This is a genomic window from Pseudomonas sp. LAMO17WK12:I5, assembly GCF_900215165.1.
Classification (GTDB): Bacteria; Pseudomonadota; Gammaproteobacteria; order Pseudomonadales; family Pseudomonadaceae; genus Aquipseudomonas; species Aquipseudomonas putida_A.
The window spans coordinates 209,061-235,548 of the sequence record NZ_OBDS01000007.1 but is presented as its reverse complement, the minus strand read 5'-3'; the positions used below and the strand labels follow the sequence as shown (position 1 = coordinate 235,548).

General features: G+C 61.3%; 24 protein-coding genes. 17 read left to right on the top strand and 7 right to left on the bottom strand.

What is annotated here, in order from left to right; all coding sequences use genetic code 11:
* Positions 1-100: 100 nt before the first annotated feature.
* From hydA to preA, 3 genes are all read left to right on the top strand, one after another.
* Entirely contained in the window at positions 101-1,540 is a 1,440-nt protein-coding gene (gene hydA / locus CRO59_RS14365) for a dihydropyrimidinase (protein WP_097087990.1), read from the top strand.
* 157 nt (positions 1,541-1,697) lie between these two features.
* A complete protein-coding gene (locus CRO59_RS14360) occupies positions 1,698-3,065 on the top strand; it encodes an NAD(P)-dependent oxidoreductase (protein ID WP_097087992.1) in 1,368 nt (455 codons plus the stop codon).
* Positions 3,066-4,340: an NAD-dependent dihydropyrimidine dehydrogenase subunit PreA gene (gene preA / locus CRO59_RS14355; protein ID WP_097087994.1), complete on the top strand. Its 1,275-nt coding sequence runs from the start codon at positions 3,066-3,068 to the stop codon at positions 4,338-4,340. It begins immediately after the preceding gene.
* Positions 4,341-4,458: 118 nt separating this feature from the next.
* Here the strand turns inward: preA and CRO59_RS14350 are convergent, their stop codons facing one another.
* Positions 4,459-5,079, bottom strand: a complete 621-nt coding sequence (locus CRO59_RS14350; protein ID WP_096795914.1) for a TetR/AcrR family transcriptional regulator — start codon at positions 5,077-5,079, stop codon at positions 4,459-4,461.
* Positions 5,080-5,217: 138 nt separating this feature from the next.
* On the opposite strand from CRO59_RS14350, the gene copC reads away from it, so the two are divergent.
* Together copC and copD are read left to right on the top strand one after the other, a co-directional pair.
* On the top strand, positions 5,218-5,580 hold the full coding sequence (gene copC / locus CRO59_RS14345) for a copper homeostasis periplasmic binding protein CopC (RefSeq protein ID WP_097087997.1): 363 nt from the start codon (positions 5,218-5,220) through the stop codon (positions 5,578-5,580).
* A gap of 3 nt (positions 5,581-5,583) precedes the next feature.
* Positions 5,584-6,447 carry a copper homeostasis membrane protein CopD gene (copD, locus tag CRO59_RS14340; protein ID WP_097087999.1) on the top strand — a complete coding sequence of 288 codons (864 nt, stop codon included), beginning with the start codon at positions 5,584-5,586 and terminating at the stop codon, positions 6,445-6,447.
* Between the two features lie 118 nt (positions 6,448-6,565).
* Here copD and CRO59_RS14335 read toward each other — a convergent pair whose 3' ends face one another.
* Both CRO59_RS14335 and CRO59_RS14330 read right to left on the bottom strand, forming a co-directional pair.
* Complete coding sequence (locus CRO59_RS14335; protein WP_027613204.1) at positions 6,566-7,708, bottom strand: HlyD family secretion protein; 1,143 nt, start codon at positions 7,706-7,708, stop codon at positions 6,566-6,568.
* Positions 7,705-9,360 carry an MFS transporter gene (locus tag CRO59_RS14330; RefSeq protein ID WP_097088000.1) on the bottom strand — a complete coding sequence of 552 codons (1,656 nt, stop codon included), beginning with the start codon at positions 9,358-9,360 and terminating at the stop codon, positions 7,705-7,707. The genes CRO59_RS14335 and CRO59_RS14330 overlap by 4 nt, the downstream gene beginning before the upstream one ends.
* Positions 9,361-9,627: 267 nt before the next feature.
* On the opposite strand from CRO59_RS14330, the gene CRO59_RS14325 reads away from it, so the two are divergent.
* The 7 genes from CRO59_RS14325 to CRO59_RS14295 all read left to right on the top strand — a co-directional run bounded on the left by CRO59_RS14325 (position 9,628) and on the right by CRO59_RS14295 (position 16,990).
* Complete coding sequence (locus tag CRO59_RS14325) at positions 9,628-10,578, top strand: polysaccharide deacetylase family protein (RefSeq protein WP_097088002.1); 951 nt, start codon at positions 9,628-9,630, stop codon at positions 10,576-10,578.
* Between the two features lie 165 nt (positions 10,579-10,743).
* Positions 10,744-12,039, top strand: a complete 1,296-nt coding sequence (locus CRO59_RS14320) for an OprD family porin (RefSeq protein ID WP_097088004.1) — start codon at positions 10,744-10,746, stop codon at positions 12,037-12,039.
* 282 nt (positions 12,040-12,321) lie between these two features.
* The gene (locus CRO59_RS14315) at positions 12,322-13,146 is read left to right on the top strand and encodes an NAD(P)-dependent oxidoreductase (RefSeq protein ID WP_097088006.1); all 825 of its coding nucleotides are present in this window, start codon (positions 12,322-12,324) and stop codon (positions 13,144-13,146) included.
* A 30-nt stretch (positions 13,147-13,176) separates the two neighbouring features.
* Complete coding sequence (locus CRO59_RS14310; RefSeq protein WP_097088008.1) at positions 13,177-14,070, top strand: SMP-30/gluconolactonase/LRE family protein; 894 nt, start codon at positions 13,177-13,179, stop codon at positions 14,068-14,070.
* 64 nt (positions 14,071-14,134) lie between these two features.
* On the top strand, positions 14,135-15,106 hold the full coding sequence (locus CRO59_RS14305; protein WP_097088010.1) for a TRAP transporter substrate-binding protein: 972 nt from the start codon (positions 14,135-14,137) through the stop codon (positions 15,104-15,106).
* 76 nt (positions 15,107-15,182) lie between these two features.
* Positions 15,183-15,710: a TRAP transporter small permease gene (locus tag CRO59_RS14300; protein ID WP_096795906.1), complete on the top strand. Its 528-nt coding sequence runs from the start codon at positions 15,183-15,185 to the stop codon at positions 15,708-15,710.
* The gene (locus CRO59_RS14295; protein ID WP_027613212.1) at positions 15,710-16,990 is read left to right on the top strand and encodes a TRAP transporter large permease; all 1,281 of its coding nucleotides are present in this window, start codon (positions 15,710-15,712) and stop codon (positions 16,988-16,990) included. Before CRO59_RS14300 ends, CRO59_RS14295 begins: the two co-directional genes overlap by 1 nt.
* A gap of 102 nt (positions 16,991-17,092) precedes the next feature.
* Here CRO59_RS14295 and CRO59_RS14290 read toward each other — a convergent pair whose 3' ends face one another.
* The 3 genes from CRO59_RS14290 to CRO59_RS14280 form a co-directional block, all read right to left on the bottom strand.
* Positions 17,093-17,893, bottom strand: coding sequence for a sulfite exporter TauE/SafE family protein (locus tag CRO59_RS14290; RefSeq protein ID WP_097088012.1), 801 nt, complete (start codon positions 17,891-17,893; stop codon positions 17,093-17,095).
* Positions 17,894-17,902: 9 nt separating this feature from the next.
* On the bottom strand, positions 17,903-19,147 hold the full coding sequence (locus CRO59_RS14285; RefSeq protein ID WP_097088013.1) for an FAD/NAD(P)-binding oxidoreductase: 1,245 nt from the start codon (positions 19,145-19,147) through the stop codon (positions 17,903-17,905).
* A 165-nt stretch (positions 19,148-19,312) separates the two neighbouring features.
* Positions 19,313-19,654: a helix-turn-helix transcriptional regulator gene (locus tag CRO59_RS14280; RefSeq protein WP_007965280.1), complete on the bottom strand. Its 342-nt coding sequence runs from the start codon at positions 19,652-19,654 to the stop codon at positions 19,313-19,315.
* 91 nt (positions 19,655-19,745) lie between these two features.
* Here CRO59_RS14280 and CRO59_RS14275 point away from each other — a divergent pair, with 91 nt between their 5' ends.
* The gene (locus CRO59_RS14275) at positions 19,746-20,609 is read left to right on the top strand and encodes an MBL fold metallo-hydrolase (protein ID WP_097088015.1); all 864 of its coding nucleotides are present in this window, start codon (positions 19,746-19,748) and stop codon (positions 20,607-20,609) included.
* A 93-nt stretch (positions 20,610-20,702) separates the two neighbouring features.
* Here CRO59_RS14275 and bkdR read toward each other — a convergent pair whose 3' ends face one another.
* Positions 20,703-21,191, bottom strand: a complete 489-nt coding sequence (gene bkdR, locus CRO59_RS14270) for a Bkd operon transcriptional regulator BkdR (protein WP_027613216.1) — start codon at positions 21,189-21,191, stop codon at positions 20,703-20,705.
* Positions 21,192-21,376: 185 nt separating this feature from the next.
* Between bkdR and CRO59_RS14260 the strand changes: the two genes are divergently transcribed.
* The 4 genes from CRO59_RS14260 to lpdA are packed head-to-tail and all read left to right on the top strand — an operon-like array spanning position 21,377 to position 26,331.
* Positions 21,377-22,612 (top strand): 3-methyl-2-oxobutanoate dehydrogenase (2-methylpropanoyl-transferring) subunit alpha, encoded by a 1,236-nt coding sequence (locus CRO59_RS14260; RefSeq protein WP_097088017.1) that lies wholly within the window; start codon positions 21,377-21,379, stop codon positions 22,610-22,612.
* A 1-nt stretch (position 22,613) separates the two neighbouring features.
* On the top strand, positions 22,614-23,672 hold the full coding sequence (locus CRO59_RS14255) for an alpha-ketoacid dehydrogenase subunit beta (RefSeq protein ID WP_003224000.1): 1,059 nt from the start codon (positions 22,614-22,616) through the stop codon (positions 23,670-23,672).
* Positions 23,673-24,953, top strand: a complete 1,281-nt coding sequence (locus tag CRO59_RS14250) for a dihydrolipoamide acetyltransferase family protein (RefSeq protein ID WP_097088018.1) — start codon at positions 23,673-23,675, stop codon at positions 24,951-24,953.
* A 4-nt stretch (positions 24,954-24,957) separates the two neighbouring features.
* Positions 24,958-26,331, top strand: a complete 1,374-nt coding sequence (gene lpdA, locus CRO59_RS14245) for a dihydrolipoyl dehydrogenase (RefSeq protein ID WP_097088020.1) — start codon at positions 24,958-24,960, stop codon at positions 26,329-26,331.
* Positions 26,332-26,488: the final 157 nt, after the last annotated feature.

Below are 26,488 nucleotides of genomic sequence, written 5' to 3'. Positions count from 1 at the left end.
CTATTCCTGACAGCGCTGACAGGAATACGCCGATCAGCGTTGTACATCAATAAAACATTTAGAACCGGCACAAGTCGGTCATGCCTGCGAGGAACTCGGAATGTCTCTGTTGATCCGTGGCGCCACCGTTGTTACCCATGATGAAAGTTATCGCGCCGACGTCTATTGCGCCGACGGCGTGATCAAAGCCATTGGTCAGAACCTGGATGTTCCCGCCGGCGCCGAAGTGCTCGACGGCAGCGGCCAATACCTGATGCCCGGCGGCATCGACCCACATACCCACATGCAACTGCCTTTCATGGGCACCGTGGCCAGTGAAGACTTTTACAGCGGCACCGCTGCGGGTCTGGCCGGCGGCACCACGTCGATCATCGACTTCGTGATTCCCAATCCGCAGCAGTCGTTGATGGAAGCGTTTCATCAGTGGCGCGGCTGGGCCGAGAAGTCGGCATCGGACTACGGCTTCCACGTCGCGATCACTTGGTGGAGCGAGCAAGTGCGTGAGGAAATGGCCGAGCTGGTCAGCCATCACGGGATCAACAGCTTCAAACATTTCATGGCCTACAAGAACGCGATCATGGCCGCCGACGACACGCTGGTGGCAAGTTTTGAACGCTGCCTGGAACTCGGCGCGGTGCCGACCGTGCACGCGGAAAACGGCGAGCTGGTCTATCACCTGCAACGCAAGTTGATGGCCCAAGGCATTACCGGGCCGGAAGCGCATCCACTGTCGCGACCATCGCAGGTGGAAGGCGAAGCGGCGAGCCGGGCGATCCGTATTGCCGAGACCATCGGCACGCCGTTGTATCTGGTGCACGTTTCCACCAAGGAAGCGCTGGACGAAATCACCTACGCCCGCAGCAAGGGTCAACCGGTGTACGGCGAAGTGCTGGCCGGGCATCTGCTGCTCGACGACAGCGTCTACCAGCACCCGGACTGGCAGACCGCCGCCGGCTACGTGATGAGCCCGCCGTTCCGCCCGCGCGGCCATCAGGAAGCCCTGTGGCATGGCCTGCAAAACGGCAATCTGCACACCACCGCCACTGACCACTGCTGCTTCTGCGCCGAGCAAAAAGCCGCCGGGCGCGACGATTTCAGCAAGATCCCCAACGGCACTGCCGGCATCGAAGACCGCATGGCAGTGCTGTGGGATGAAGGGGTCAACAGCGGACGTTTGTCGATGCAGGACTTCGTCGCCCTCACCTCCACCAATACCGCGAAAATCTTCAACCTCTACCCGCGCAAAGGCGCGATCCGCGTCGGCGCCGATGCCGACCTGGTGCTGTGGGACCCGCAAGGCACCCGCACCATCTCCGCCAAGACCCACCATCAGCAGGTGGACTTCAACATCTTCGAAGGCAAGACCGTGCGCGGCGTACCGAGCCATACCGTCAGCCAGGGCAAAGTGGTCTGGGCCGACGGCGACCTGCGCGCCGAGCGTGGGGCCGGGCGGTACATCGAACGGCCGGCGTATCCGACGGTGTTTGATTTGCTGAGCAAGCGGGCTGAGAGGCACAAGCCGGCGGCTGTGAAACGCTGAAATCCAGGCCTTCGGCCTTCGCGAGCAGGCTCGCTCCCACATTTGAAATGCATTCCCCTGTGGGAGCGAGCCTGCTCGCGAAGAGGCCCTCCCAAACGACACAAAAACCACTGCCCATCAGAGGCAGAGAACCTCAATAACCGTGAGGCAAAAAACCGTGATCGAAACCCTGAACCATCTCCCGCACCCGCACGAAAGCGCGGCCGCCCTCGCCGGCCATTTCACCGATCTGGCGCCACCGCTCAACGCCCGGCAGGCGCATCTGGAAGCCTCGCGCTGCCTGTATTGCTACGACGCGCCATGCGTCAACGCGTGCCCAAGCGAGATCGATATTCCGTCGTTCATCCGCAATATCCATCAGGACAACGTGCCCGGTGCGGCGCAGAAAATTCTCTCGGCGAACATCCTCGGCGGCAGTTGCGCCCGGGTCTGCCCAACGGAAATCCTCTGCCAGCAAGCCTGCGTGCGCAACAACGCCCAAGAATGCGCGCCGGTACTCATCGGCCTGCTGCAACGCTACGCCGTGGACAATGCGAATTTCACCGAGCACCCATTCCAGCGTGCGGCCAGCACCGGCAAGCGCATCGCCGTGGTCGGCGCCGGGCCAGCGGGTTTGTCCTGCGCCCACCGCAGTGCGATGCACGGGCATGACGTGGTGATTTTCGAAGCACGGGAGAAGGCTGGCGGCCTCAATGAATACGGGATCGCCAAGTACAAACTGGTCGACGATTACGCGCAGAAGGAGCTGGATTTCCTCCTGCAGATCGGCGGCATCGAAATCCGTCACGGGCAGAAACTCGGCGAGAATCTGACCCTCAGCGAGCTGCATCAGCAGTTCGACGCGGTGTTCCTCGGCCTCGGCCTCAACGCCAGCAAACAGCTCGGTCTGGCCCACGAAGACGCGCCCGGCCTGCTCGCCGCCACCGACTACATCCGCGAACTGCGCCAGGCCGATGACCTGACGCAACTGCCACTTGCCGAACGCTGCATCGTCCTCGGCGCCGGCAACACCGCGATCGACATGGCCGTGCAAATGGCCCGCCTCGGTGCCCGCGATGTGAATCTGGTGTATCGCCGGGGTGCGGCGGACATGGGCGCCACCGGCCACGAACAAGACATCGCCAAAGCCAATCAGGTGCGCCTGCTGACCTGGGCACAACCGGAGGAAGTACTGCTCGACGCGCAAGGCAAGGTGCGCGGCATGCGTTTCGCCCGCACGCAACTGGTCGACGGTCGTCTGCAAACCACTGGGGAGACCTTCGAACTGGCCGCCGACGCGATCTTCAAAGCCATCGGCCAGGCCTTCGACAGCAGCGCCCTCGCCGACCCGCTGGCCCGTGAACTCAAGCGTCAGGGCGAACGGATTCAGGTCGATGACAACCTGCGCACGAGCATTCCCGGCGTGTATGCCGGCGGCGACTGCACCAGCCTCGATCAGGACCTCACCGTGCAAGCGGTACAGCATGGCAAACTCGCCGCCGAGGCGATCAACGCGCAACTGATGCTCAACGTGGAGGCTGCGTAAATGGCCGATCTCTCGATAGTCTTCGCCGGCATCAAAGCGCCCAATCCGTTCTGGCTGGCCTCCGCGCCACCGACCGACAAGGCCTACAACGTGGTTCGCGCCTTCGAGGCCGGCTGGGGTGGCGTGGTCTGGAAAACCCTCGGCGAGGACCCGGCAGCGGTCAACGTCTCGTCGCGCTACTCAGCACACTACGGCAACAACCGTGAAGTGCTAGGCATCAACAACATCGAACTGATCACCGACCGCTCGCTGGAAATCAACCTGCGCGAGATCACACAGGTCAAGAAGGACTGGCCGGACCGTGCGCTGATCGTCTCGCTGATGGTGCCGTGCGTCGAGGAATCGTGGAAACACATCCTGCCGCTGGTGGAAGCCACCGGTGCTGACGGCATCGAGCTGAATTTCGGTTGCCCGCACGGCATGCCCGAACGCGGCATGGGCGCAGCGGTGGGTCAGGTGCCGGAGTACGTCGAGCAGGTGACGCGCTGGTGCAAGACCTATTGCTCGCTGCCGGTGATCGTCAAGCTGACACCGAACATCACCGACATCCGTGTCGCCGCCCGCGCGGCCCATCGCGGGGGCGCCGATGCGGTGTCGCTGATCAACACCATCAACTCGATCACCAGCGTCGACCTGGAACACATGGTCGCCCTGCCCACCGTCGGCAGTAAGAGCACCCACGGCGGTTACTGCGGCTCGGCCGTCAAACCGATCGCGCTGAACATGGTCGCCGAAATCGCCCGTGATCCACAGACCCAGGGCCTGCCGATCTGCGGCATTGGCGGCATCGGCAGTTGGCGTGACGCGGCGGAGTTCATGGCGTTGGGCAGTGGCGCGGTGCAGGTGTGCACGGCGGCGATGCTCCACGGTTTCCGGATTGTCGAGGAGATGAAGGACGGTCTGTCGCGCTGGATGGACAGCCAAGGCTACGCCAACATCGCCGAGTTTTCCGGGCGCGCAGTGGGCAATACCACCGACTGGAAGTACCTCGACATCAACTATCAGGTGATCGCCAGGATCGACCAGGACGCGTGCATCGGTTGCGGGCGTTGCCACATTGCCTGCGAAGACACTTCACACCAGGCGATCAGCAGCCTGAAACAGGCCGACGGCACGCATAAATATGAAGTGATCGATGATGAGTGTGTTGGCTGCAATCTGTGCCAGATCACCTGCCCGGTGGCGGACTGCATCGAGATGGTGCAGATGGAGACCGGCAAGCCGTTTCTGGACTGGAATCATGATCCGCGCAATCCGTACCATGTCTCAGCTTAGGGCAGGTAGCGTCTGAACTGACGCCTTGGCGAGCAAGCCCGCTCCCACATTTGGAATGCATTTCAAAACAGTGGGAGCGGGCTTGCTCGCGAAGAGGCCAGCCGCTTCAACTCATATATCAGGGCTCCAACCCGATCCCGCGCAAAATCACACTGGTCACCGTCTGCACCGCCCGCTCGAACTGCATGTCCGACAGCGGTTGATGCTCGTTGAGAATATTCACCTGATGGTCGAAGTCGGCGTAATGCTGGGTCGAAGCCCAGATCATGTACAGCAGGCTCGACGGCTCCACCGGCAGAATCCGCTTGTCTTCGACCCACTGGCGGATCTTCGCTTCCTTCATTTTCGCCCAGTCGTACAGGCTCAGATCCAGCGCTTCACCCAAGGTCGGGGCGCCGTGGATGATCTCGTTGGCCCAGACTTTCGAGCCGTGCGGCCGGCTGCGCGAATGGTTCATCTTGGCGCGGATGTAGCTGCTGAGCACCACCCGTGGATCATCGAACATCTCGAAGCACAGCGCATCCTGCTTCCACACTTCCAGCAGGTCGAACAGCACCGCGCTGTACAGTTCGCTCTTGGTGGAAAAGTAGTAATGCAGGTTGGAACGCGGCAGCTGCACTTCGGCGGCGATGTCGGCCATGGCGGTGCCGCCGAAACCTTTTTCGGCGAAGACTTTTTCCGCCGCGAGCAGGATTTTCTCGACGTTACTGCGACGGATCTCGATCTTGTGATTGCCCATGAGGGCTCCCTGACAACGACGTTGTTGAAGACTAGCATCCGCTCTGGCCTCGGGGCGACCGCTGCAAACAAAACTTCGTATGAAGGTCGGCGCATGGCTAAACTGGCGCTTCTTTGTCCTGCCTCAGAGGTATCCGCGATGCTGTTCAAGAACGTCCTGACCACCACTGCCCTGCTCGCTTCGCTGTTCGCCGCATCTTCGGTTTTCGCCCACGCCCACCTGAAAAGTGCCACCCCGGCCGCCGACAGCACCGTCGCCACGCCGGCCGATCTGCGCCTGACCTTTTCTGAAGGCGTCGAAGCCAGTTTCACCAAAGTCAGCCTGACCCACGATGGCGCCCCGGTCGCGATCAAACCGCTGACCACCGAAGGCGACAAGAAAACCCTGATCGTCACCCCCGCCGCACCACTCGCCGCCGGTGAATACAAAGTCGAATGGCACGCGGTGTCGGTCGACACACACAAGAGCGAAGGCGCCTACCAGTTCAAGGTTGGCCAGTAATTCATGAGTGAAGCGCTGGTGCTGTGCCGTTTTGTGCATTTCAGCGCGGTGTTGATGTTGTTCGGCGCCTGGTTGTTCCGGCCGTTGCTGCTCAAGGCACCAGTGCCGACGTTGGATCGGCATCTGGCGCGACTGGCGCGTTGGCTGACCGCGATTGCCTTGGTCAGCGGCGTGACCTGGGCGCTGTTGATCACCGCGAGCATGGCCGCTTCGACGGCGGCAGCGTTCGATCCGGACACTGTTGGCGTGGTGCTCGGCAACACCTTTTTCGGCCAGGTCTGGCGCTGGCATCTGCTGATCAACGCGCTGTTGCTGGCATTGCTGTTCACGCCGTGGCGTTCGAATGTGCTGCTGCGCCTGGGCTTGAGCGCGCTGCTCTTGGCGACCCTGGCGCCGGTCGGTCACGGCGCGATGCTCGACGGCCTCAGCGGGCAACTGCTGATCCTCAACCAGATCGTTCACCTGACTTGCGTCGCTGCATGGCTGGGCGGCTTGTTGCTGTTGGTGTTGGTGTTGATCCTGCGTCAGCCGAGCACAGCGATGGGGCGGATCCTGCAACGCTTCAGCGGTGTCGGTTATGCGATCGTTGGCGGCCTTCTGATCACCGGGTTGATCAACGTGCGCGTGCTGACCGGGCAATGGTGGCCGACGCCGCTGTTTGCAGGGTTTGCCTTGATTCTGCTGATCAAGAACTTGCTGGTGCTGGGCATGCTTGCACTGGCGCTGTTCAACCGCTTGCGGATTGATGATTGCGAACAGCGGATGGGCGCGCTCAAACGCAGTGTGGTGCTGGAGTGGTTGTTGGGGATGGGTGCGGTTGCTGCGGTCTCCCTGCTCGGTACCCTGCCGCCGATGATTGCTGGATAAACCCAATCAGACTGTGGGAGCGGGCTTGCTCGCGAAGGCGGTGTATCAGATACGAAAATATCGCCTGACACACCGCTTTCGCGAGCAAGCCCGCTCCCACATTTTTGATCTGCGCAGGTCAATGCGGTTGTGTGTCACCCGCCGCGGTGTCGATGCTGACCACCACCGACATCCCCGGGCGCAAGCGCTCCTCTTCCTGCTGCCCCTCATCAATGGTGATCCGCACCGGCACGCGCTGGGCGATTTTCACAAAGTTGCCGGTGGCGTTGTCGGCCTGCAACAGGGCGAATTCCGAGCCGGTACCGGGTGAAATGTGCTGCACATGGCCGGTGAACTTGCGGTGGTTCAGCGCATCGACGGTGAAGCGCACCGGCTGCCCGACGCGCACATTGTTCATCTGGGTTTCCTTCATGTTGGCGATCACCCATTTCTGGTTCGGCACCAACGCCATCAACTGCGCCCCGGAGTTGACGTAAGCGCCGAGGCGCACGCCGATCTGCCCGAGTTGGCCGTCACGCGGGGCGACGATGCGCGTGTTCGACAAGTCGATCCGCGCCAGTTGCACCGCTGCTTCAGCGCTGGCCACCGAGGCTTCCAGCGAACCGCGATTGACGATTACCGTCTGCAGATCCTGCCGGGCGATTTCCAGATTGGCCTTGGCCTGCGCCACCGCCGCAATGCTCTGCGCATTGGCCGCGAGCGTCACGTCCATCTCGCGTTTCGACACCGAGCCGTCACTCACCAGCTCCTTGTTACGCCGCAGATCCGCCTCGCTTTTGCGCAACTGCGCCTCGCTGTCGGCCACCACCGCCTGACGCAGTTTGATCGTCGCTTCGGCGCTGTTGCGTTGCTGCACCACGTTGGCCAGCGCGGCTTTCTGCACCGCCAGTTGCGCCAGCGACTGGTCGAGGCGCTGCTGATAAATCCGGTCGTCCAGGCGCACCAGCAGGTCGCCGGCCTTCACGTACTGGAAATCCTGCACCGGCACCTCGAACACGTAACCGCTGAGCTGCGGGCCGATGATCGTCACCTGGCCACGCACCAGGGCGTTTTCAGTGGTTTCGACCGCACTGCTGAACGGCGGCAACTGCCAGGCGTAGAGCACGATCAGCACACCGACGATGGCAATCGCGGCAAAGCCCAGCGACGAGATGATCCGCACCCGCAGCGAGCGCGGCTCGGTGTTCGGCGAGGACGGCGGTGCCACGCCTTCCGGGGTGGCGGCGATGGCATTGGTGGTTGTGGTGGTGGGTTCGGTCATGAATTGGAAGCACCGCTAGGAGGTACGGAAGGCGCGGGGTCGACGGCTTTGGTGGTGCTCATCAGCCACAGCGCACGAATGGACAGCCAGATCATGGTCAGCACCGCAATCACGGCGATCAGCATGAATACATCGTTATAGGCCAGCACGTTGGCTTCGCGAGTGGCCGCGTTGGACAGGCTGCGAATCCCGGCCAGATTGCGCAGGCTCGGGTCGGCCAGCAAGGAACCGTAAGCCGACCCGCCGCTCTGCACACGGGCAGCCACCAACGGATCGGACAACGTCAGATGCTCGACCAGGTGACTGGAATGGAATTTCTCGCGCACGATCTGGAACGTGCCCAACAACGCCGCGCCGAGCAGGCCGCCGAGGTTGTTGCAGATCCCGAACAACACCGAAAAACTCACCAGATTGCGCGGATTGGTCAGCACGTTGCGGGTGCCGAACACCATGGTCGGTCCCAGAAAAAACGTGCTGCCGAAGGCCAGCAGGAACTGGCTGAAATACAGGTTTTGCGGGCGGGTCAGGTTGTTGGAAAAACTGTCCATCACCGAACCGGTGGCCATCAGCGCCAGCGAGATGATCAGCGGCATCAGCAGGTGCTTGGGGTCGATGGTCAGGGCGCTGGTCGCCAGCCCCGCGACGCTGCCGATCAGCATCACCACATACAGGCTGTGCAACTGCTCATAACCCATGTTGAGGTTCTGCATGAAACCGACGGCGCCGGTGGATTGCTCCGAAGTGACCATGCGAATCAGGGTCACCGCCAGCGCCAGGCGGATCATCGTGCCGCTGCCGAGCCAGCGGGTCATCAGCATCGGGTTGCTGCGATTGTGCTCGATCGCCAAGCCCGCGAGGATCAGGGCAATCGAGGCCGCCAGCGCATAGCCGATCCAGTTGGCCTCCAGCCACCAGTCGATCCGCCCCAGCGAGAGCACCGCGCAAAGCAGTGCCACGCCGCTGGCGAGAATAGCGAAGGTCAGAAAGTCCAGCGGCTCGAAGGTTTTGAAGCGGTCACCGGGCGGCAACTTGAGCAGCAGCACGCAGCCCAGCGACAGCAAGGCCATGCCCAATTCGAACAGGTACAGGCCGCGCCATTCGGCAATCTGCAGCAAGTCTTCGGAGAACAGGCGCGCCAGCGGCAGCGCCAGTTGCGAGGCACCGAGACCCAGCACCAGCGCTTTCAACCGCCATTTGGCCGGAAACGCCTGAACCATGTAATACAGACCCAGCGAACTCAGCGCCGCACCGACCATGCCGTGCGCCGCCCGCACCGCGATGGCCGAGCTCAAGTCGTTGACGAACAGATGACCGAACGTCACTAGCGCATACAGCACCAGAAACACTTCGGTGAATGCACGCAGGCCAAACTGCTGGCGAAACTTCACCAGCAGCAGGTTCATCGACACGTTGGTCATCACGTAAGCAGCTGGCAGCCAGGCCATCTCCGCCGTGGTCGCGCCCAGCGCGCCTTGCAGGTAAGGCAGGTTGGCGACCACCAGCGAGTTACCCAAACCACCGGTCACCGCCACCAGCAGCCCGACCAGCGCATAGGCCAGGCGCTTGGGGTTGGAGTGCAGCGGCGTCGAGGGGGAACCGGGCAGACTGGGCTTCTCGTGAGGCTGCCAGTCGCGCGGGGCATATCGATCCATTGAAAGGCCTTGTGCTTGTGTTGCCGGGAGTTTGCCGCAAATCCTGCGGCAAACCCACAATCCTGTGGGAGCTGGCTTGCCGGCGATGACGGCAGTCGGCTCGGCAACAGGCTGACTGGCAGACCGTTATCGCGGGCACGCCCGCCCCCACAGGGTTCGTGGTGGATTGGTAAATTCTGTTTAAAGGTCCTCTCGCCCGCAACGGATTTTTCCCGCGCCGGGCAACTGCCACCCTTGCAGCCCTTCTCAACCTGCAAGGTGCCCGTTATGACCACGCCCCACTGGCAACGCTCCCCACGCCTGCTGAAAAACCTTTTGGCCGCCGCCCTGTTGCTGCCCGCCCTCGCCTTCGCCCAGGAACGCCCGTGGCCGGACGGTTCGCAACTGGTGATTTCAGTGTCGATGCAGTTCGAAACCGGCGGCCAGCCCGAGGGTGCGGAAAGTCCGTTCTCCGGCAGTCCATTGCCCAAGGGTTACCCTGATCTGCCGGCGCAGACCTGGTTTGATTATGGCTACAAGGAAGGCTTGTGGCGGATGCTCGACCTGTGGGATCGCACCGGGATCAAGGTCACCTCGCATGTGGTCGGCGATGCGGCACTCAAGCACCCGGAACTGGCGAAAGCGATTGCCGAGCGCGGCCACGAACTGGCAGCCCACGGCATGCGCTGGGCCGATTCCTACAACATGAGTTACGACCAGGAAAAACAGTTCATCGGCGACGGTGTCAACGCGGTCGAGAGACTTACCGGCCAGCGCTCGGTGGGCTACAACGCCAACTGGCTGCGGCGCAGCCCCAACACGCTGAAGGTTCTGCAAGACCTCAACTTCAGCTACCACATCGATGACGTCAGCCGCGACGAACCGTTCGTGACCATGGTTCGGGGACGCAAATTCGCCGTGGTGCCGTATACCTTGCGCAACAACGACATCGTGTTGATCGAGGGTCGGCACTTTTCCGCCGAGCAGTTCTATCAGCAACTGGTTCTGGAATTTGATCGGCTGTACTCCGAAGGCGCTGGCAAGCGGCGGATGATGTCGGTGAGCCTGCACGACCGCATCGGCGGCACTCCGGCGATGGTCGAGGCGATGGAGCGGTTCATTCGTTATGCGCAGGCGCATCCGAAGGTGAGTTTCATGCGCAAGGACCAGATCGCCCGGATCGTCCTGACCGAGAAAAACCCGCTGATCGACAACACAGAGGCGCTCTATAACCGGTAAACCCGCCGAAAACAGCCCTCTTCGCAGCATTTGGAGGGCTGCCACCTCGCGCAAAATAATCGTAAAAAGCCCTGTTGACTTTTGCGAAAAACCTCGCAACTATCCGCAACCATGTTGTACGACGACGTATGACAAATAATAAAAACAACAACAGGGAGCGTCACAGTGAGCACACTCGTCTGCAATTCCGTTCGCACGTCCCGTATTTCCTTCCCCCGCCCGTGTTCCACCCTGAGTTTGATCGGCTGCAGCAGCCTCGCCCTGGTTTTGCCGATGAGCGCCGACGCCGAAGGCTTCCTCGAAGACAGCAAAGCCACGCTGAACCTGCGCAACGCCTACTTCAATCGCAACTTCGTCAACCCGAACTACCCGCAGGGCAAGGCTGAAGAGTGGACGCAAAACTTCATCCTTGATGCCAAATCCGGCTTCACCCAAGGCACCGTCGGCTTCGGTCTCGATGTGCTGGGGATGTATTCGCAAAAACTCGATGGTGGCAAGGGCACCGGCGGTACGCAACTGTTGCCGATTCACGATGACGGGCGTCCGGCGGACAACTTCGGTCGCCTCGGCGTGGCGCTGAAGGCCAAGGTGTCGAAGACCGAATTGAAGGTTGGCGAATGGATGCCGGTGCTGCCGATCCTGCGCTCGGACGATGGCCGCTCGTTGCCGCAGACCTTTCGCGGTGGCCAGATCACCTCCACCGAAATCAACGGCCTGACCCTCTACGGTGGGCAGTTCCGTGGCAACAGCCCGCGTAACGATGCGAGCATGGAAGACATGTCGATGAACGGCCGCGGCGCCTTCACCTCCGACCGTTTCAACTTCGGCGGTGGCGAGTACACCTTCAACGACAAGCGCACCCTGGTCGGCGTGTGGTACGCCGAACTCAGCGACATCTACCAGCAGCAGTATTTCAACCTCAGCCACAGCCAGCCGCTGGGCGACTGGACGCTGGGCGCCAACCTCGGTTTCTTCACCGGCAAGGAAGACGGCAGCGCCCAGGCCGGCGACCTCGATAACAAGACTGCATTTGCCATGCTGTCGGCCCGCTATGGCGGTAACACCTTCTATGTCGGCCTGCAAAAACTCAGCGGCGATGACGCGTGGATGCGGGTCAACGGCACCAGCGGCGGCACCCTGGCCAACGACAGCTACAACGCCAGTTATGACAACGCCAAAGAGCGCTCCTGGCAGTTGCGGCATGACTACAACTTCGTCGCCCTCGGCATTCCCGGCCTGACCCTGATGAACCGTTACATCAGCGGCGAAAACGTGCACACCGGGACGATCACCGACGGCAAGGAATGGGGTCGCGAGTCGGAACTGGGATACACCGTGCAGAGCGGGCCGCTGAAAAACCTCAACGTGAGATGGCGCAACGCGACGATACGCCGGGACTTCAGCACCAATGAGTTCGATGAGAACCGGATCTTTGTCAGCTATCCGATTTCGTTGTTGTAAAGCCAGTCCTCACACCGGGTTTCCCTGTGGGAGCGGGCTTGCTCGCGAATGCGTCGGGTCAGTCAATTCATCTTTCAATGACACACCGCTTTCGCGAGCAAGCCCGCTTCCACAAGGGGATTGCATTGCAACGAAGGCGTCGCGGTGATTGAAAAGTGAATGAGCCCCTTCCGTCATTTACCCCAAAAGTCGCGTTGACAAGTTCCGGAAAGCCTACCGATACTTCAGTGCAGTCATACGACAACCTACAACAAACCTAATAACAACGTGTAAGGGATTGCCATGACGTCTACCTCTACTCCCCGCGCCCCGTTCAACCGTCTGCTGCTGACCGGCGCTGCCGGTGGCCTGGGCAAAGTCCTGCGCGAACGTATGCGCCCTTATGCCCATGTCCTGCGCCTGTCGGACATCGCCGCCCTCGCCCCAGCCATTGATGATCGCGAAGAAATCGTCCCCTGCGACCTTGCCGACAAACACGCCGTGCACCAACTGGTCGAAGGCGTCGATGCGATCCTGCATTTCGGCGGTGTCTCCGTGGAGCGGCCCTTCGAAGAGATCCTCGGCGCCAACATCTGCGGCGTATTTCACATCTACGAAGCTGCACGCCGCCATGGTGTGAAGCGAGTGATCTTCGCCAGTTCCAACCACGTCATCGGCTTCTACAAACAGGACGAGCCGCTCGATGCCAGCTGCGCCCGCCGCCCCGACGGCTACTACGGATTGTCCAAGTCCTACGGCGAAGACATGGCCAGTTTCTACTTCGATCGCTACGGCATCGAGACGGTCAGCATCCGCATCGGCTCCTCATTTCCCGAGCCGCAGAACCGCCGAATGATGCACACCTGGCTGAGTTTCGACGACCTCACGCAATTGCTCGAGCGCGCGCTGTACACGCCAAACGTGGGCCATACCGTGGTCTACGGCATGTCCGCCAACAAGGACGTCTGGTGGGACAACCGCTTCGCCAGTCACCTCGGTTTTGAAGCCAGAGACAGCTCCGAAGTGTTCCGCGAAAAAGTCGAAGCGCAGCCTATGCCCGCCGCCGATGACCCGGCGCGGGTCTATCAGGGCGGCGCATTCGTCGCGGCCGGCCCCTTCGGCGACTGAACACTCTGCCAACGACGCAAAGGAATGAGTATGCAAGCCGAATTGATCGTCGATGCTCGCAACGCCGTGGGCGAAAGCCCGGTCTGGGTGCCGCAGGAAAACGCGCTGTATTGGGTCGATATTGCCAACGGCGGGCTGCAACGCTGGAGCGCTGACACCGGCCATGTGCAGGCCTGGAAAACCCCACAGATGCTCGCCTGCATCGCCCGTCGCAGCGGTGGCGGCTGGGTTGCCGGCATGGAGAGCGGCTTTTTTCATCTGCACCCGCACAGCGATGGCAGCCTCGACAGCGAATGGCTCGCCACCGTCGAGCACAGCCGAGCAGACATGCGCCTCAACGATGGTCGCTGCGACCGCCAGGGCCGTTTCTGGGCTGGCAGCATGGTGCTGAACATGGGCCTGAACGCATCCGAAGGCCGGCTCTACCGCTACGGCGCCGGGCAGTCTGGTGTGATCGAAGCGCGACTCGACGGCTTCATCGTGCCCAACGGCCTCGGCTTCAGCCCTGACGGCAAGACGATGTACCTGTCCGATTCACATCCGCACGTGCAATTGATCTGGGCCTTCGATTACGACACCGAGACCGGCACACCATCGAATCGGCGGATCTTCGTTGACATGAACCACTTCCCCGGCCGGCCGGATGGCGCTGCCGTGGATGCCGAAGGCTGCTACTGGATCTGCGCCAACGACGCCGGACTGATTCACCGTTTTGCCCCGGACGGCCGCCTCGATTTCTCGCTGGAAGTGCCGGTGAAGAAACCGACGATGTGTGCCTTCGGCGGCAGCCGCCTAGACACCCTCTTCGTGACCTCGATTCGCCCCGGCGACGACCGCGATCCGCAATCTCTGGCCGGCGGCGTGTTCGCCCTCAACCCCGGGGTCAAAGGCCTGGAAGAACCGCTGTTCGACGATTCCCTGTAACACCCTCCTCTGCTGCACCGCTGCGCCTTGAACACAACAATAACAAGACTGGAGACTCACCCCCATGAACTTCAAACGCACCTTGCTGGCCGCTGCACTCCCGCTGATGTTCACCTTCACTGGCGCCGCCCAGGCCCTGCAACTCAAATTCGCTGACATCCATCCCGCCGGTTATCCCACCGTGGTGGCCGAAGAAAACATGGGCAAGACCCTGACCAAGGAGACCAACGGCGAGCTGACCTTCCAATACTTTCCCGGCGGCGTGCTGGGCTCAGAAAAGGAAGTCATCGAGCAGATGCAAGTCGGCGCGGTACAGCTGTCTCGCGTCAGCCTGGGTATCGTCGGCCCGGTAGTGCCGGACGTGAACGTGTTCAACATGCCGTTCATCTTCCGCGACCATCAACACATGCGTAACGTCATCGATGGCCCGGTAGGCGACGAGATCCTCGACAAAATCACCAACTCCGAATTCGGCCTCGTGGCTCTGGCCTGGATGGACGGCGGCACGCGCAACGTCTACACCAAGAAACCGGTACGCAAGCTCGAAGATCTCAAGGGCATGAAGATTCGTGTCCAGGGCAACCCGATGTTCATCGACATGATGAACGCCATGGGCGGAAACGGTATCGCCATGGACACCGGGGAAATCTTCAGCGCCTTGCAGACCGGCGTGATCGACGGCGCGGAAAACAACCCGCCGACCCTGCTCGAACACAACCACTTCCAGAACGCCAAGTTCTACAGCCTGACCGGTCACCTGATCCTGCCAGAGCCGATTGTGATGTCGAAAATCACCTGGGAAAAACTCACCCCGGATCAACAGGCGCTGGTCAAGACCGCCGCCAAGGCTGCCCAGGCTGAAGAGCGCGTGCTGTGGGACAAGAAGTCCGCTGCCAGCGAAGAAAAACTCAAGGCCGCTGGCGTCGAGTTCATCGAGGTCGACAAGAAACCCTTCTACGACGCCACCGCACCGGTGCGGGAAAAGTACGGTGCGAAGTACGCCGACCTGATCAAGAAAATCGAAGCCGTGCAGTAACGCCTCCCGCTCCGTCCTCATTAACCAGGCCCAGCGCACCTGATCACTCAGGCGCGCCCGGTTACGGTGGAACCCGATGAAGAATCTACTGCTGCGTATCAACGACAAGATCTACATGACGTGCATTTGGGTCGCCGGCCTTTCCGTTCTGGCGATTTCCCTGATGATTCCCTGGGGCGTGTTCGCCCGCTACGTGCTGGGCACCGGTTCGAGCTGGCCAGAGCCTACGGCGATCCTGCTGATGATGGTGTTCACCTTCATCGGTGCCGCCGCCAGTTACCGCGCCGGTGCGCACATGGCTGTGGCCATGCTCACCGACCGCATGCCACCGCACGTGAGATCCGCGGCGGCGATATTCTCGCAACTGCTCATGGCGTCAATCTGCATTTTCATGACCATCTGGGGCGCCAAGTTGTGCATGTCCACCTGGAATCAGTTCATGGCGGCCCTGCCCGATCTGCGGGTTGGCGTGACCTATCTGCCGATTCCCGTGGGCGGCTTGCTGACACTGGTTTTCGTCCTGGAAAAACTCTTGCTCGGTGACCAGAGCAAACGGCGGGTCGTGCAGTTCGATCTGGTTGAAGAAAGTGAAGGTGGCGCTTAATGGACGCTCTGATTCTGCTGGGCAGTTTTATCCTGTTGATCCTGATCGGCATGCCGGTCGCCTATGCGCTGGGCGCCGCCGCGCTGATCGGGGCATGGTGGATCGACATCCCGTTCCAGGCGGTGATGATCCAGGTCGCGTCGGGGGTGAACAAGTTCTCGCTGCTGGCCATTCCGTTCTTCGTCCTGGCCGGCGCGATCATGGCCGAGGGCGGCATGTCGCGGCGTTTGGTGGCGTGTGCCGGGGTGCTGGTGGGTTTCGTGCGCGGTGGCCTGTCGCTGGTCAACATTGTCGCCTCGACCTTCTTCGGCGCGATCTCCGGTTCCTCGGTGGCCGACACCGCGTCGGTGGGTTCGGTGCTGATTCCGGAAATGGAACGCAAGGGCTATCCACGGGATTTCTCCACCGCGGTGACCGTCAGCGGCTCGGTGCAAGCCCTGCTCACGCCGCCAAGCCATAACTCGGTGCTCTACTCCCTGGCCGCCGGTGGTACGGTTTCGATTGCCTCGCTGTTCATGGCGGGCATCGTGCCGGGGTTGCTGATGAGCGCCTGCCTGATGGTGCTGTGCCTGATCTTCGCGAAAAAACGCGACTACCCCAAGGGTGAAGTCATCCCGATGCGCCAGGCGTTGAAAATCGTCGGCGAAGCCCTCTGGGGCCTGATGGCGATGGTGATCATCCTCGGCGGCATCCTCTCGGGGATTTTCACCGCCACGGAATCGGCGGCCATCGCCGTGTTGTGGTCGTTCTTCGTGACCATGTTCATCTACCGTGACTACAAGTGGCGTGAACTGCCGAAGCTGATGCACCGCACGGTACGCACCATTTCCATCGTGATGATTCTGATCGGTTTCGCCGCGAGCTTCGGCTACATCATGACCCTGATGCAGATTCCGGCGAAAATCACCACGCTGTTCCTGACCTTGTCGGACAACCGCTACGTGATCCTGATGTGCATCAACGTCATGCTGCTGTTGCTCGGCACGGTGATGGACATGGCGCCGCTGATCCTGATCCTGACGCCGATCCTGATGCCGGTAATTCTCGGCATCGGTGTCGATCCAGTGCAGTTCGGCATGATCATGCTGGTCAACCTCGGGATCGGGCTGATAACACCGCCGGTGGGTGCGGTGCTGTTTGTCGGTTCGGCGGTGGGCAAGGTCAGTATCGAGAGCACCGTGAAGGCGCTGCTGCCGTTTTATGCGGTGCTGTTTCTGGTGTTGATGCTGGTCACTTACATCCCCGCCATTTCCCTGTGGCTACCGCATCTGGTGTTGTAACAGCCTGAAAGATCGCAGCCTCGTTTCACTCAACAGCTCCTGCATGGGAATGCGATTCCTGTAGGAGCTGCCGAAGGCTGCGATCTTTTGATCTGCCAACATTCAGGCACGCAACAACATATACCCCGCCACCAGCAGACACACGCTGGCAAACCCTACCTGCAACGTCCGCGCTGGCACCCGCGCACAAAGCTTGCGCCCGATGATCATGCCGACGATGCTGGCCACGATAAACGCCGCGCCCTGAGCATCAATCCGCACACCCGCGTGAAACGAGCCGATCACACCAATCGCCGAAATCAGGCTGATCACCATCAGCGACGTGGCGACAATCCCGCGCATTTGCACATCGGTCAGTTGCTTGAACGCCGGCACGATCAGGAAACCACCGCCAACGCCGAGCAAGCCCGAAACCACACCGGTCACAGCACCCAAAGCAGCGAGGGTCGCGGTGCATTTGGCGGTCCAGTCGAAACGCCCGGTCTGCTCATTGAGCATGCAGTTTTTCTGCCCCCAGCTCGCGTGGCCGTGGTCGCTCGGCCCCTCTTGCGCACGCTCGCGGCGCAGCATGCGCCAGGCCACCATGACCATCAGCAGACTGAAGAGGATCATCAGGATCTTCTCCGGCAACTGGTGCGCGAAATAAATGCCCAGCGGCGAAAACAGCGCACCGAGCGCGGCAATCAGCAACGCCGCGCGATAGCGCACCAGGCCATGACGCAAACCGTCGATCGCCCCGACTGCCGCCGCACTACCGACGGCGAACAACGCCACGGGCGCGGCCTGGGTCATGCTCCAACCCAAACCAAGCACCAGCGCCGGCACCGCGAGAATCCCGCCGCCCGCCCCGGTCAGCCCGAGAATCAGCCCCATCAACACGCCAAACAGACTTGCCAGCAACATAGGGAGTTCTCAGTCGACTTTGGACAAACCGGTCAGCCACTCGCGGCCCTTGAGCATGCCGTTCCAGTAGAACCACGGCAGCAGCGTCGCCTTGAGAAACCAGGCCGAGCGGCGCGGCACGGTCGCGTGAAGGGCGAAGGTCGGCAGCAACTTCCCGCCGTAACCGAACTCGGCGAGGATCACCTTGCCCCTCTCCACTGTCAGCGGGCACGAACCGTAACCGTCGTACTTCAGTGGCAGCGGTTGTTGTTTGCGCAGGGCCAGCAGGTTTTCCGCGACCACCACGACCTGCTTGCGCACCGCCGCAGCGGTTTTCGCATTGCTGGTGCCGCAGATATCACCGAGGCCGAACACCTCGGGGTAACGCGGATGTTGCAGGCTATGCGGATTGACTTCGCACCAGCCGGCAGCGTCGGCCAGCGCACTTTGCGCAATGAAATCCGGCGAGACTTGCGGCGGGACTACGTGCAGCAGATCGAAGGTTTTCGCCTGTGTGGTGAGGTTGCCGTCGGCGTCCTTGATCTCGAACCACGCGGTTTTCGCCGGGCCGTCGACCTTGACCAGGTTGGAGTTGAAGGCCAGTTGCGCGTTGTACTTTTCGATGTACTTCATCAGTGGCGGGACGAAGGTCGCGACACCGAACAACGCGGCGCCGGCCAGGTTGAATTCGACATTGATGTTGTTCAGCACAGCGGTTTTGCGCCAGTGATCGCACGACAGGTACAACGCCTTCTGCGGCGCGCCGGCGCATTTGATCGGCATCGCCGGCTGGGTGAACAACGCCTTGCCGCCGCGCAGTTTCTGCACCTGATCCCAGGTGTACTGCGAGTGCTGATAGCTGTAGTTGGAGGTTACGCCGTGCTGACCGAGGCTTTTCTGCAGGCCTTCGATCTTCTCCCAGGCCAGACGTAGGCCGGGGCAGACGATCAGGTTCTGGTAAGTGACGGTGCGCTGATCGTTGAGGGTCAACTGGCGCAGATCGGGATCGATACCGGTCACCGCCGCCTGAATCCAGGTGGCCTGACGCGGCATCACTTTGCTCATCGGCCGCACGGTGTCCTTGACGTCGTAGGCGCCACCGCCGACCAGCGTCCACGCCGGTTGGTAGTAATGCTGGGCGCTTGGCTCGATCACGGTGATGTTCAGAGTGGGATCACGCTTGAGCAGACTGGCGGCGAAGCCGATGCCGGCGGTGCCGCCGCCGATGACCACGATATCGGCACTGATGGATGGGCCCCAGTGTTGATCGTTCATTGCTTGTTCCTTATTGCTGCATGCAAGGATTTCCGGCCATCGCACAAATCCATTGTAGGAGTGAGCCTGCTCGCGATAGCGGTATGTCAGTCTATGAAGATGTTGGCTGATACACCGCTATCGCGAGCAGGCTCACTCCTACAGAGATTGTGTGGTGGCTGACATTTATTGATGGCCCAGGCTTTTCAGCACCGCTCCGCAATACAACCCGGACAGGGTCTTCATCACCTGAATCACTTCAGGACTGGCCAGACCGTAAAAGATGTATTTGCCTTCACGACGAGTCGCCACCAGGCCTTCATCGCGCAGGATGCCCAGCTGCTGGGACAGGGTCGGCTGGCGCACGCCGGTCATTTTTTCCAGTTCGCCGACATTGCGCTCGCCCTGGGTCAGCTGGCACAGGATCAACAGGCGATCCTCATTGGCCAGCGCCTTGAGCAGCGCGCAGGCCTTGGAGGCGGACGCCCGCAACTGGGCGACTTCACATTCGGTCAGACTGGATTGCATTTGCACGATGCCTTCAACGTCACTTAAGCTGCGAACATTATGTTTTTAGATAAAGTGTTGCAACCCATTTCCCTGGTTCAGGTTGGTGACCATGCCCGCGCAGATTGAAGCTTTCCTCGACCCCGCCTCCTCGACCTACAGCTACGTGGTCTATGAAGCCGATGGCGGGCAGTGTGCAATCGTCGATCCGGTACTCGATTACGACGGCGCTGCCGGTCGCACCTGCACCGCGCAGGCCGACAAAATCATCGCCTTCGTCCGAGAACACCACTTGCAGGTGCAATGGCTGCTGGAAACCCACGCCCACGCCGACCACCTGTCCGCCGCGCCGTACCTGCGCCGCGAGCTGGGCGGCAAAATTGCGATCGGCCAGTCCATCAGCAAGGTGCAGAACGTGTTCAAGGCGCTTTTCAACCTGGAACCGGAATTCTGCGTTGACGGCTCGCAGTTCGATCACCTGTTCGCGCCGAACGAATCGTTCAAGATCGGTAACCTCAAGGCCACCGCCCTGCACGTCCCCGGCCACACTCCGGCAGACATGGCTTACCTGATCGACGGCGAACAGATCCTGGTCGGCGACACGCTGTTCATGCCCGATGTCGGCACCGCCCGCTGCGACTTCCCCGGCGGCAACGCCCATCAACTGTTCAACTCGATCCACAAACTGCTGGCCTTCCCGGCCAGCGTCAAACTCTACGTCTGCCACGACTACCCGCCCGAAGGCCGCGCGGCGCAATGCCAGACCACCGTCGGTGAGCAGCGTCTGAGCAATATTCATGTGCATGACGGGATCGATGAGGCGACGTTTGTCGAGATGCGCACCAAACGTGACGCCGGGTTGGGCATGCCAACGCTGTTGCTGCCGGCGATTCAGGTGAATGTGCGGGCGGGGAACATGCCGCCGGCCGAGGACAATGGTGTGGTTTATTTGAAAGTGCCGATCAACAAGCTCTAAAAGCAAAAGATCGCAGCCTTCGGCAGCTCCTACAGAAACACGGTTAATGCGTGCTCTGTGTAGGAGCTGCCGAAGGCTGCGATCTTTTGATCTTCAGGACCCGAGGGTCAACCCATTCGCCGGCAACGGCAACGCCGTCTTGTAGCGCACCTGCTTCAAGGCAAAACTCGAGCGGATATTCGCCACCCCCGGCACCTTGGTCAGAAAGTCCATCATGAACCGCTCCAGCGCCTGAATCGTCGGCACCAGCACCCGGATCAGATAGTCCGGGTCGCCGGCCATCAGGTAGCACTCCATCACCTCGGGGCGGTCGGAGATCGCCTCTTCGAAATGCTGCAACGCCTCCTCGACCTGCTTCTCCAGGCTGACATGAATGAACACATTCACATGCAGGCCCAGCAGATCGGCATCCAGCAGCGTCACCTGCTCGCGAATCAGCCCTAGTTCTTCCATCGCCTTGACCCGGTTGAAACACGGCGTCGGCGACAGATTCACCGAGCGCGCGAGGTCGGCGTTGGTGATGCGCGCGTTCTCCTGAAGGCTGTTGAGAATGCCGATGTCGGTACGGTCCAGTTTGCGCATGAGACAAAACCACCTGTTTTTTATGTTTATGCAGAATTTCTATCTGCAAATCGTCTCCAGCGCAACGAAACAGAGAGAAATATTCTTCTTGGCCGGGCCTATGATTGTTGTAGGACAAGATTTCTTTCACCCAAGAATGATTGCCAGCTCACTACAAGAAATTCACAAGATCGAGCGTAGAAGCCATGACCCAAGCGTATGAACCGCTGCGTCTGCACGTCCCTGAACCCTCGGGCCGCCCAGGCTGCAAAACCGACTTCTCCTATTTGCATCTGACCGATGCCGGCACGGTGCGTAAACCTTCCATTGACGTCGAGCCCGCCGACACCGCCGACCTGGCGCGTGGGCTGATTCGGGTGCTCGATGATCAGGGCAACGCCCTCGGCCCCTGGGCCGAAAACGTGCCGGTCGAGATCCTGCGCAAGGGCATGCGCGCCATGCTCAAGACGCGGATCTACGACAACCGCATGGTGGTCGCCCAGCGCCAGAAAAAAATGTCGTTCTACATGCAGAGCCTTGGCGAAGAAGCCATCGGCAGCGCCCAAGCCCTGGCCTTGAACATCGACGACATGTGCTTTCCGACCTACCGCCAGCAAAGCATCCTGATGGCCCGCGAAGTGCCGCTGGTCGACCTGATCTGCCAACTGCTGTCCAACGAGCGCGATCCACTCAAGGGCCGGCAGTTGCCGATCATGTACTCGGTCAAGGACGCCGGTTTCTTCACCATCTCCGGCAACCTCGCCACCCAGTTCATTCAAGCCGTCGGCTGGGGCATGGCCTCGGCGATCAAGGGCGACACGAAAATCGCCTCGGCGTGGATCGGTGACGGCGCCACCGCCGAATCGGACTTCCACACCGCCCTCACCTTCGCTCACGTTTACCGCGCGCCGGTGATCCTCAACGTGGTCAACAACCAGTGGGCGATCTCGACCTTCCAGGCCATCGCCGGCGGTGAAGCCACCACTTTCGCCGGACGCGGCGTCGGTTGCGGTATCGCCTCGCTGCGGGTCGATGGCAACGATTTCTACGCGGTCTACGCCGCTTCCGCCTGGGCTGCCGAACGCGCCCGGCGCAACCTCGGCCCGACCATGATCGAATGGGTCACCTACCGCGCCGGCCCGCACTCGACCTCCGACGATCCGTCGAAATACCGTCCTGCCGATGACTGGAGCCACTTCCCGCTGGGCGACCCGATTGCCCGCCTGAAGCAGCACCTGATCAAGGTCGGCCACTGGTCGGAAGAAGAGCACGCCGCCGTCAGCGCTGAGCTCGAAGCCGAAGTGATTACCGCGCAGAAACAGGCCGAACAGTACGGCACCCTCGCCGGCGGGCAGATTCCAAGCGCCGCAACCATGTTCGAAGACGTCTACAAAGAGATGCCGGAGCACTTGAAGCGCCAGCGTCAGCAGTTGGGGATCTGACATGAACGATCACAACAACAATATTCAGTTGGAAACCGCCATGACCACGACCACCATGACCATGATCCAGGCCCTGCGCTCGGCCATGGATGTGATGCTTGAGCGTGACGACAATGTGGTGGTGTTCGGTCAGGACGTCGGCTACTTCGGCGGCGTGTTCCGTTGCACCGAAGGCCTGCAGACCAAGTACGGCACCTCGCGCGTATTCGACGCACCAATCTCCGAAAGCGGCATCGTCGGCGTAGCTGTGGGCATGGGCGCCTACGGTTTGCGTCCGGTGGCCGAGATTCAGTTCGCCGACTACGTCTACCCGGCTTCCGACCAGATCATTTCCGAAGCGGCGCGCCTGCGTTATCGCTCGGCCGGCGAGTTCACCGCGCCGATGACCCTGCGCATGCCATGCGGCGGCGGCATCTACGGCGGTCAGACCCACAGCCAGAGCATCGAGGCGATGTTCACCCAGGTGTGCGGCTTGCGCACGGTCATGCCGTCCAACCCGTACGATGCCAAAGGCCTGCTGATCGCCTCCATCGAAAACGATGACCCGGTGATCTTCCTTGAGCCGAAACGCCTGTACAACGGCCCGTTCGACGGCCACCACGACCGTCCGGTAACCCCGTGGTCGAAACACCCGCAAGCCCAGGTGCCGGACGGTTACTACACCGTGCCGCTGGATGTCGCCGCGATCACTCGTCCGGGCAAGGACGTGACCGTATTGACCTACGGCACCACCGTGTACGTGTCGCAAGTTGCCGCTGAAGAAAGTGGCGTTGACGCCGAAGTCATCGACCTGCGTAGCCTGTGGCCGCTGGATCTGGAGACCATCGTCAAGTCGGTGAAGAAAACCGGCCGCTGCGTGGTGGTGCACGAAGCCACCCGTACCTGCGGTTTCGGCGCCGAGCTGGTGTCGCTGGTGCAAGAGCACTGCTTCCATCACCTGGAAGCGCCGATCGAACGCGTTACCGGTTGGGACACCCCCTACCCGCACGCGCAAGAGTGGGCGTATTTCCCAGGGCCGTCCCGAGTGGGCGCGGCGTTGAAACGGGTCATGGAGGTCTGAATGGGCACGCACGTTATCAAGATGCCGGACATCGGCGAAGGCATCGCAGAAGTCGAACTGTCGCAGTGGCACGTCAAGGTCGGCGACCTGGTGGTTGAAGACCAGGTGCTGGCGGACGTGATGACCGACAAGGCAATGGTCGATATTCCATCGCCGGTCCACGGCAAGGTGATTGCGCTCGGCGGTCAGCCGGGTGAAGTGATGGCGGTCGGCAGTGTGCTGATCAGCATTGAAGTTGAAGGCGCCGGGAATCTGAAAGAGTCCGCCGCGCCAGCACCGGTTGCTGCGCAAGAGCCGCCTGCTGCTCCGAAAGTTGAAACAGTTGCCGAGAGCAAACCTGCCGCTGCTGCTGGGCCGCGCCCGGCACCGGTTTGCCAGGGCCCGATGGTTGCCCGCGAGGCCGATGAACGTCCGCTGGCCTCGCCGGCCGTGCGCAAACATGCGCTGGATCTGGGCATTCAATTGCGTCTGGTGCGCGGTTCCGGCCCGGCCGGTCGTGTGCTGCACGAAGACCTCGAAGCCTATCTGGCGCAAGGTCAGTCGAACGCTTCGGCGCCGGCAGCTGCCGCGTACGCCCAGCGTCACGATGAAGAACATATTCAGGTTATCGGCATGCGCCGCAAGATTGCCCAGCGCATGCAGGACGCCACCCAGCGTGCCGCACACTTCAGCTACGTCGAGGAAATCGACGTTACCGCGATTGAAGAACTGCGCGCGCATCTGAATGAAAAACACGGCGCCAGCCGTGGCAAGTTGACCTTGCTGCCGTTCCTCGTCCGCGCACTGGTCGTCGCCCTGCGTGACTTCCCGCAGATGAACGCCCGTTACGACGACGAAGCCCAGGTCATCACCCGCCTCGGCGCAGTGCATGTCGGTGTCGCCACGCAAAGCGATGTCGGCCTGATGGTGCCGGTGGTGCGTCACGCCGAAGCGCGCAGCCTGTGGGACAGCGCCGCCGAGATCTCGCGTCTGGCCAACGCCGCGCGCAATGGCAAGGCCAGCCGCGATGAATTGTCCGGCTCGACCATCACCCTGACCAGCCTCGGTGCGCTGGGCGGCATCGTCAGCACCCCGGTGCTGAACCTGCCGGAAGTGGCTATCGTCGGCGTGAACAAAATCGTCGAACGGCCGATGGTCATCAAGGGCCAGGTGGTGATCCGCAAGATGATGAACCTCTCCAGCTCCTTCGATCACCGCGTGGTCGACGGCATGGACGCGGCGCTCTTCATCCAGGCCATTCGTGGCTTGATCGAACAACCCGCAACCCTGTTTGTGGAGTGACGCCATGCAAACCTTGAACACCACGCTGCTGATCATCGGCGGCGGCCCCGGCGGTTACGTCACGGCGATTCGCGCCGGACAACTGGGCATTTCGACGATTCTGGTCGAAGGCCAATCGCTGGGTGGCACTTGCCTGAACATCGGCTGCATTCCGTCCAAAGCGTTGATTCACGTGGCCGAGCAGTTTCACCAGACACAACATCACAGTCAGCATTCTGCGCTGGGTATCAGCGTTTCGGCGCCGAGTCTCGACATCGGCAAAAGCGTCGAGTGGAAGGACGGCATCGTCGATCGCCTGACCACCGGCGTCGCCGCACTGCTGAAAAAGAACAAGGTCCAGGTCATCAATGGCTGGGCCAAAGTCATCGACGGCAAAACCGTGGAAGTCGGCGATACGCGGATTCAGTGCGAGCATCTGGTGCTGGCCACCGGTTCGACCAGCGTCAACCTGCCGATCCTGCCAATCGGCGGGCCGATCATCTCCTCCACCGAAGCGCTGTCGCCGAAGTCCGTGCCCAAACGTCTGGTGGTGGTGGGCGGCGGTTACATCGGTCTGGAGCTGGGCATTGCTTACCGCAAGCTCGGCGCCGAGGTCAGCGTGGTCGAGGCGCAGGATCGTATCCTGCCGGCCTACGATGCCGAGCTGACCCAACCGGTCCACGAAGCACTGAAGCAACTGGGCGTGAAGCTCTATCTCAAGCACAGCGTGCTGGGTTTCGACGGCACCTTGCAGGTGCGTGAGCCGAACGGCGACACCCTCAATCTGGAAACCGATCAGGTGCTGGTGGCAGTCGGGCGCAAGCCGAATACGCAGGGCTGGAACCTTGAAGCGCTGAACCTGGACATGAACGGCTCGGCGATCAAGATCGACAGCCGCTGCCAGACCAGCATGCGCAACGTCTACGCCATCGGCGACCTCAGCGGCGAGCCGATGCTCGCCCATCGCGCCATGGCTCAGGGCGAAATGGTTGCCGAGCTGATCAGCGGCAAATCCCGCGAATTCAACCCGACCGCCATCGCCGCCGTGTGCTTTACCGACCCGGAACTGGTGGTGGTCGGCCAGACCCCGGACGAAGCCAAGGCTGCCGGGCTGGACTGCATCGTTTCCAGCTTCCCGTTCGCTGCCAATGGCCGGGCGATGACCCTGGAATCAAAAAGCGGCTTCGTGCGGGTGGTCGCGCGGCGCGACAATCATGTGATTGTCGGCTGGCAGGCGGTCGGGGTTGGCGTGTCGGAGTTGTCGACCGCGTTCGCGCAAAGCCTGGAAATGGGTGCGCGCCTCGAAGACATCGGCGGCACCATTCATGCGCATCCGACCCTGGGTGAAGCGGTGCAGGAAGCGGCGTTGCGTGCTTTGGGGCATGCGTTGCACCTGTGATGGTGGGTGGCTGTAATGGCCCCTTCGCGAGCAGGCTCGCTCCCACAATGGGAATGCATTTCAAATGTGGGAGCGAGCCTGCTCGCGAATTCTCAGGCGCAACCGGAATTATCTGTCTGTCATCCGATAGTCCGGGCTGCGAAACCGCTCAAGAATG

What these genes read in the sequence shown, in the direction of transcription:
- hydA (WP_097087990.1), top strand. Translation starts at nt 101, where the DNA reads ATGTCTCTGTTGATCCGTGGCGCCACCGTTGTTACCCATGATGAAAGT.
- preA (WP_097087994.1), top strand. Translation starts at nt 3,066, where the DNA reads ATGGCCGATCTCTCGATAGTCTTCGCCGGCATCAAAGCGCCCAATCCG.
- CRO59_RS14350 (WP_096795914.1), bottom strand. Translation starts at nt 5,079, where the DNA reads ATGGGCAATCACAAGATCGAGATCCGTCGCAGTAACGTCGAGAAAATC.
- copC (WP_097087997.1), top strand. Translation starts at nt 5,218, where the DNA reads ATGCTGTTCAAGAACGTCCTGACCACCACTGCCCTGCTCGCTTCGCTG.
- copD (WP_097087999.1), top strand. Translation starts at nt 5,584, where the DNA reads ATGAGTGAAGCGCTGGTGCTGTGCCGTTTTGTGCATTTCAGCGCGGTG.
- CRO59_RS14335 (WP_027613204.1), bottom strand. Translation starts at nt 7,708, where the DNA reads ATGACCGAACCCACCACCACAACCACCAATGCCATCGCCGCCACCCCG.
- CRO59_RS14330 (WP_097088000.1), bottom strand. Translation starts at nt 9,360, where the DNA reads ATGGATCGATATGCCCCGCGCGACTGGCAGCCTCACGAGAAGCCCAGT.
- CRO59_RS14325 (WP_097088002.1), top strand. Translation starts at nt 9,628, where the DNA reads ATGACCACGCCCCACTGGCAACGCTCCCCACGCCTGCTGAAAAACCTT.
- CRO59_RS14315 (WP_097088006.1), top strand. Translation starts at nt 12,322, where the DNA reads ATGACGTCTACCTCTACTCCCCGCGCCCCGTTCAACCGTCTGCTGCTG.
- CRO59_RS14310 (WP_097088008.1), top strand. Translation starts at nt 13,177, where the DNA reads ATGCAAGCCGAATTGATCGTCGATGCTCGCAACGCCGTGGGCGAAAGC.
- CRO59_RS14305 (WP_097088010.1), top strand. Translation starts at nt 14,135, where the DNA reads ATGAACTTCAAACGCACCTTGCTGGCCGCTGCACTCCCGCTGATGTTC.
- CRO59_RS14300 (WP_096795906.1), top strand. Translation starts at nt 15,183, where the DNA reads ATGAAGAATCTACTGCTGCGTATCAACGACAAGATCTACATGACGTGC.
- CRO59_RS14295 (WP_027613212.1), top strand. Translation starts at nt 15,710, where the DNA reads ATGGACGCTCTGATTCTGCTGGGCAGTTTTATCCTGTTGATCCTGATC.
- CRO59_RS14290 (WP_097088012.1), bottom strand. Translation starts at nt 17,893, where the DNA reads ATGTTGCTGGCAAGTCTGTTTGGCGTGTTGATGGGGCTGATTCTCGGG.
- CRO59_RS14285 (WP_097088013.1), bottom strand. Translation starts at nt 19,147, where the DNA reads ATGAACGATCAACACTGGGGCCCATCCATCAGTGCCGATATCGTGGTC.
- CRO59_RS14280 (WP_007965280.1), bottom strand. Translation starts at nt 19,654, where the DNA reads ATGCAATCCAGTCTGACCGAATGTGAAGTCGCCCAGTTGCGGGCGTCC.
- CRO59_RS14275 (WP_097088015.1), top strand. Translation starts at nt 19,746, where the DNA reads ATGCCCGCGCAGATTGAAGCTTTCCTCGACCCCGCCTCCTCGACCTAC.
- bkdR (WP_027613216.1), bottom strand. Translation starts at nt 21,191, where the DNA reads ATGCGCAAACTGGACCGTACCGACATCGGCATTCTCAACAGCCTTCAG.
- CRO59_RS14260 (WP_097088017.1), top strand. Translation starts at nt 21,377, where the DNA reads ATGACCCAAGCGTATGAACCGCTGCGTCTGCACGTCCCTGAACCCTCG.
- CRO59_RS14255 (WP_003224000.1), top strand. Translation starts at nt 22,614, where the DNA reads ATGAACGATCACAACAACAATATTCAGTTGGAAACCGCCATGACCACG.
- CRO59_RS14250 (WP_097088018.1), top strand. Translation starts at nt 23,673, where the DNA reads ATGGGCACGCACGTTATCAAGATGCCGGACATCGGCGAAGGCATCGCA.
- lpdA (WP_097088020.1), top strand. Translation starts at nt 24,958, where the DNA reads ATGCAAACCTTGAACACCACGCTGCTGATCATCGGCGGCGGCCCCGGC.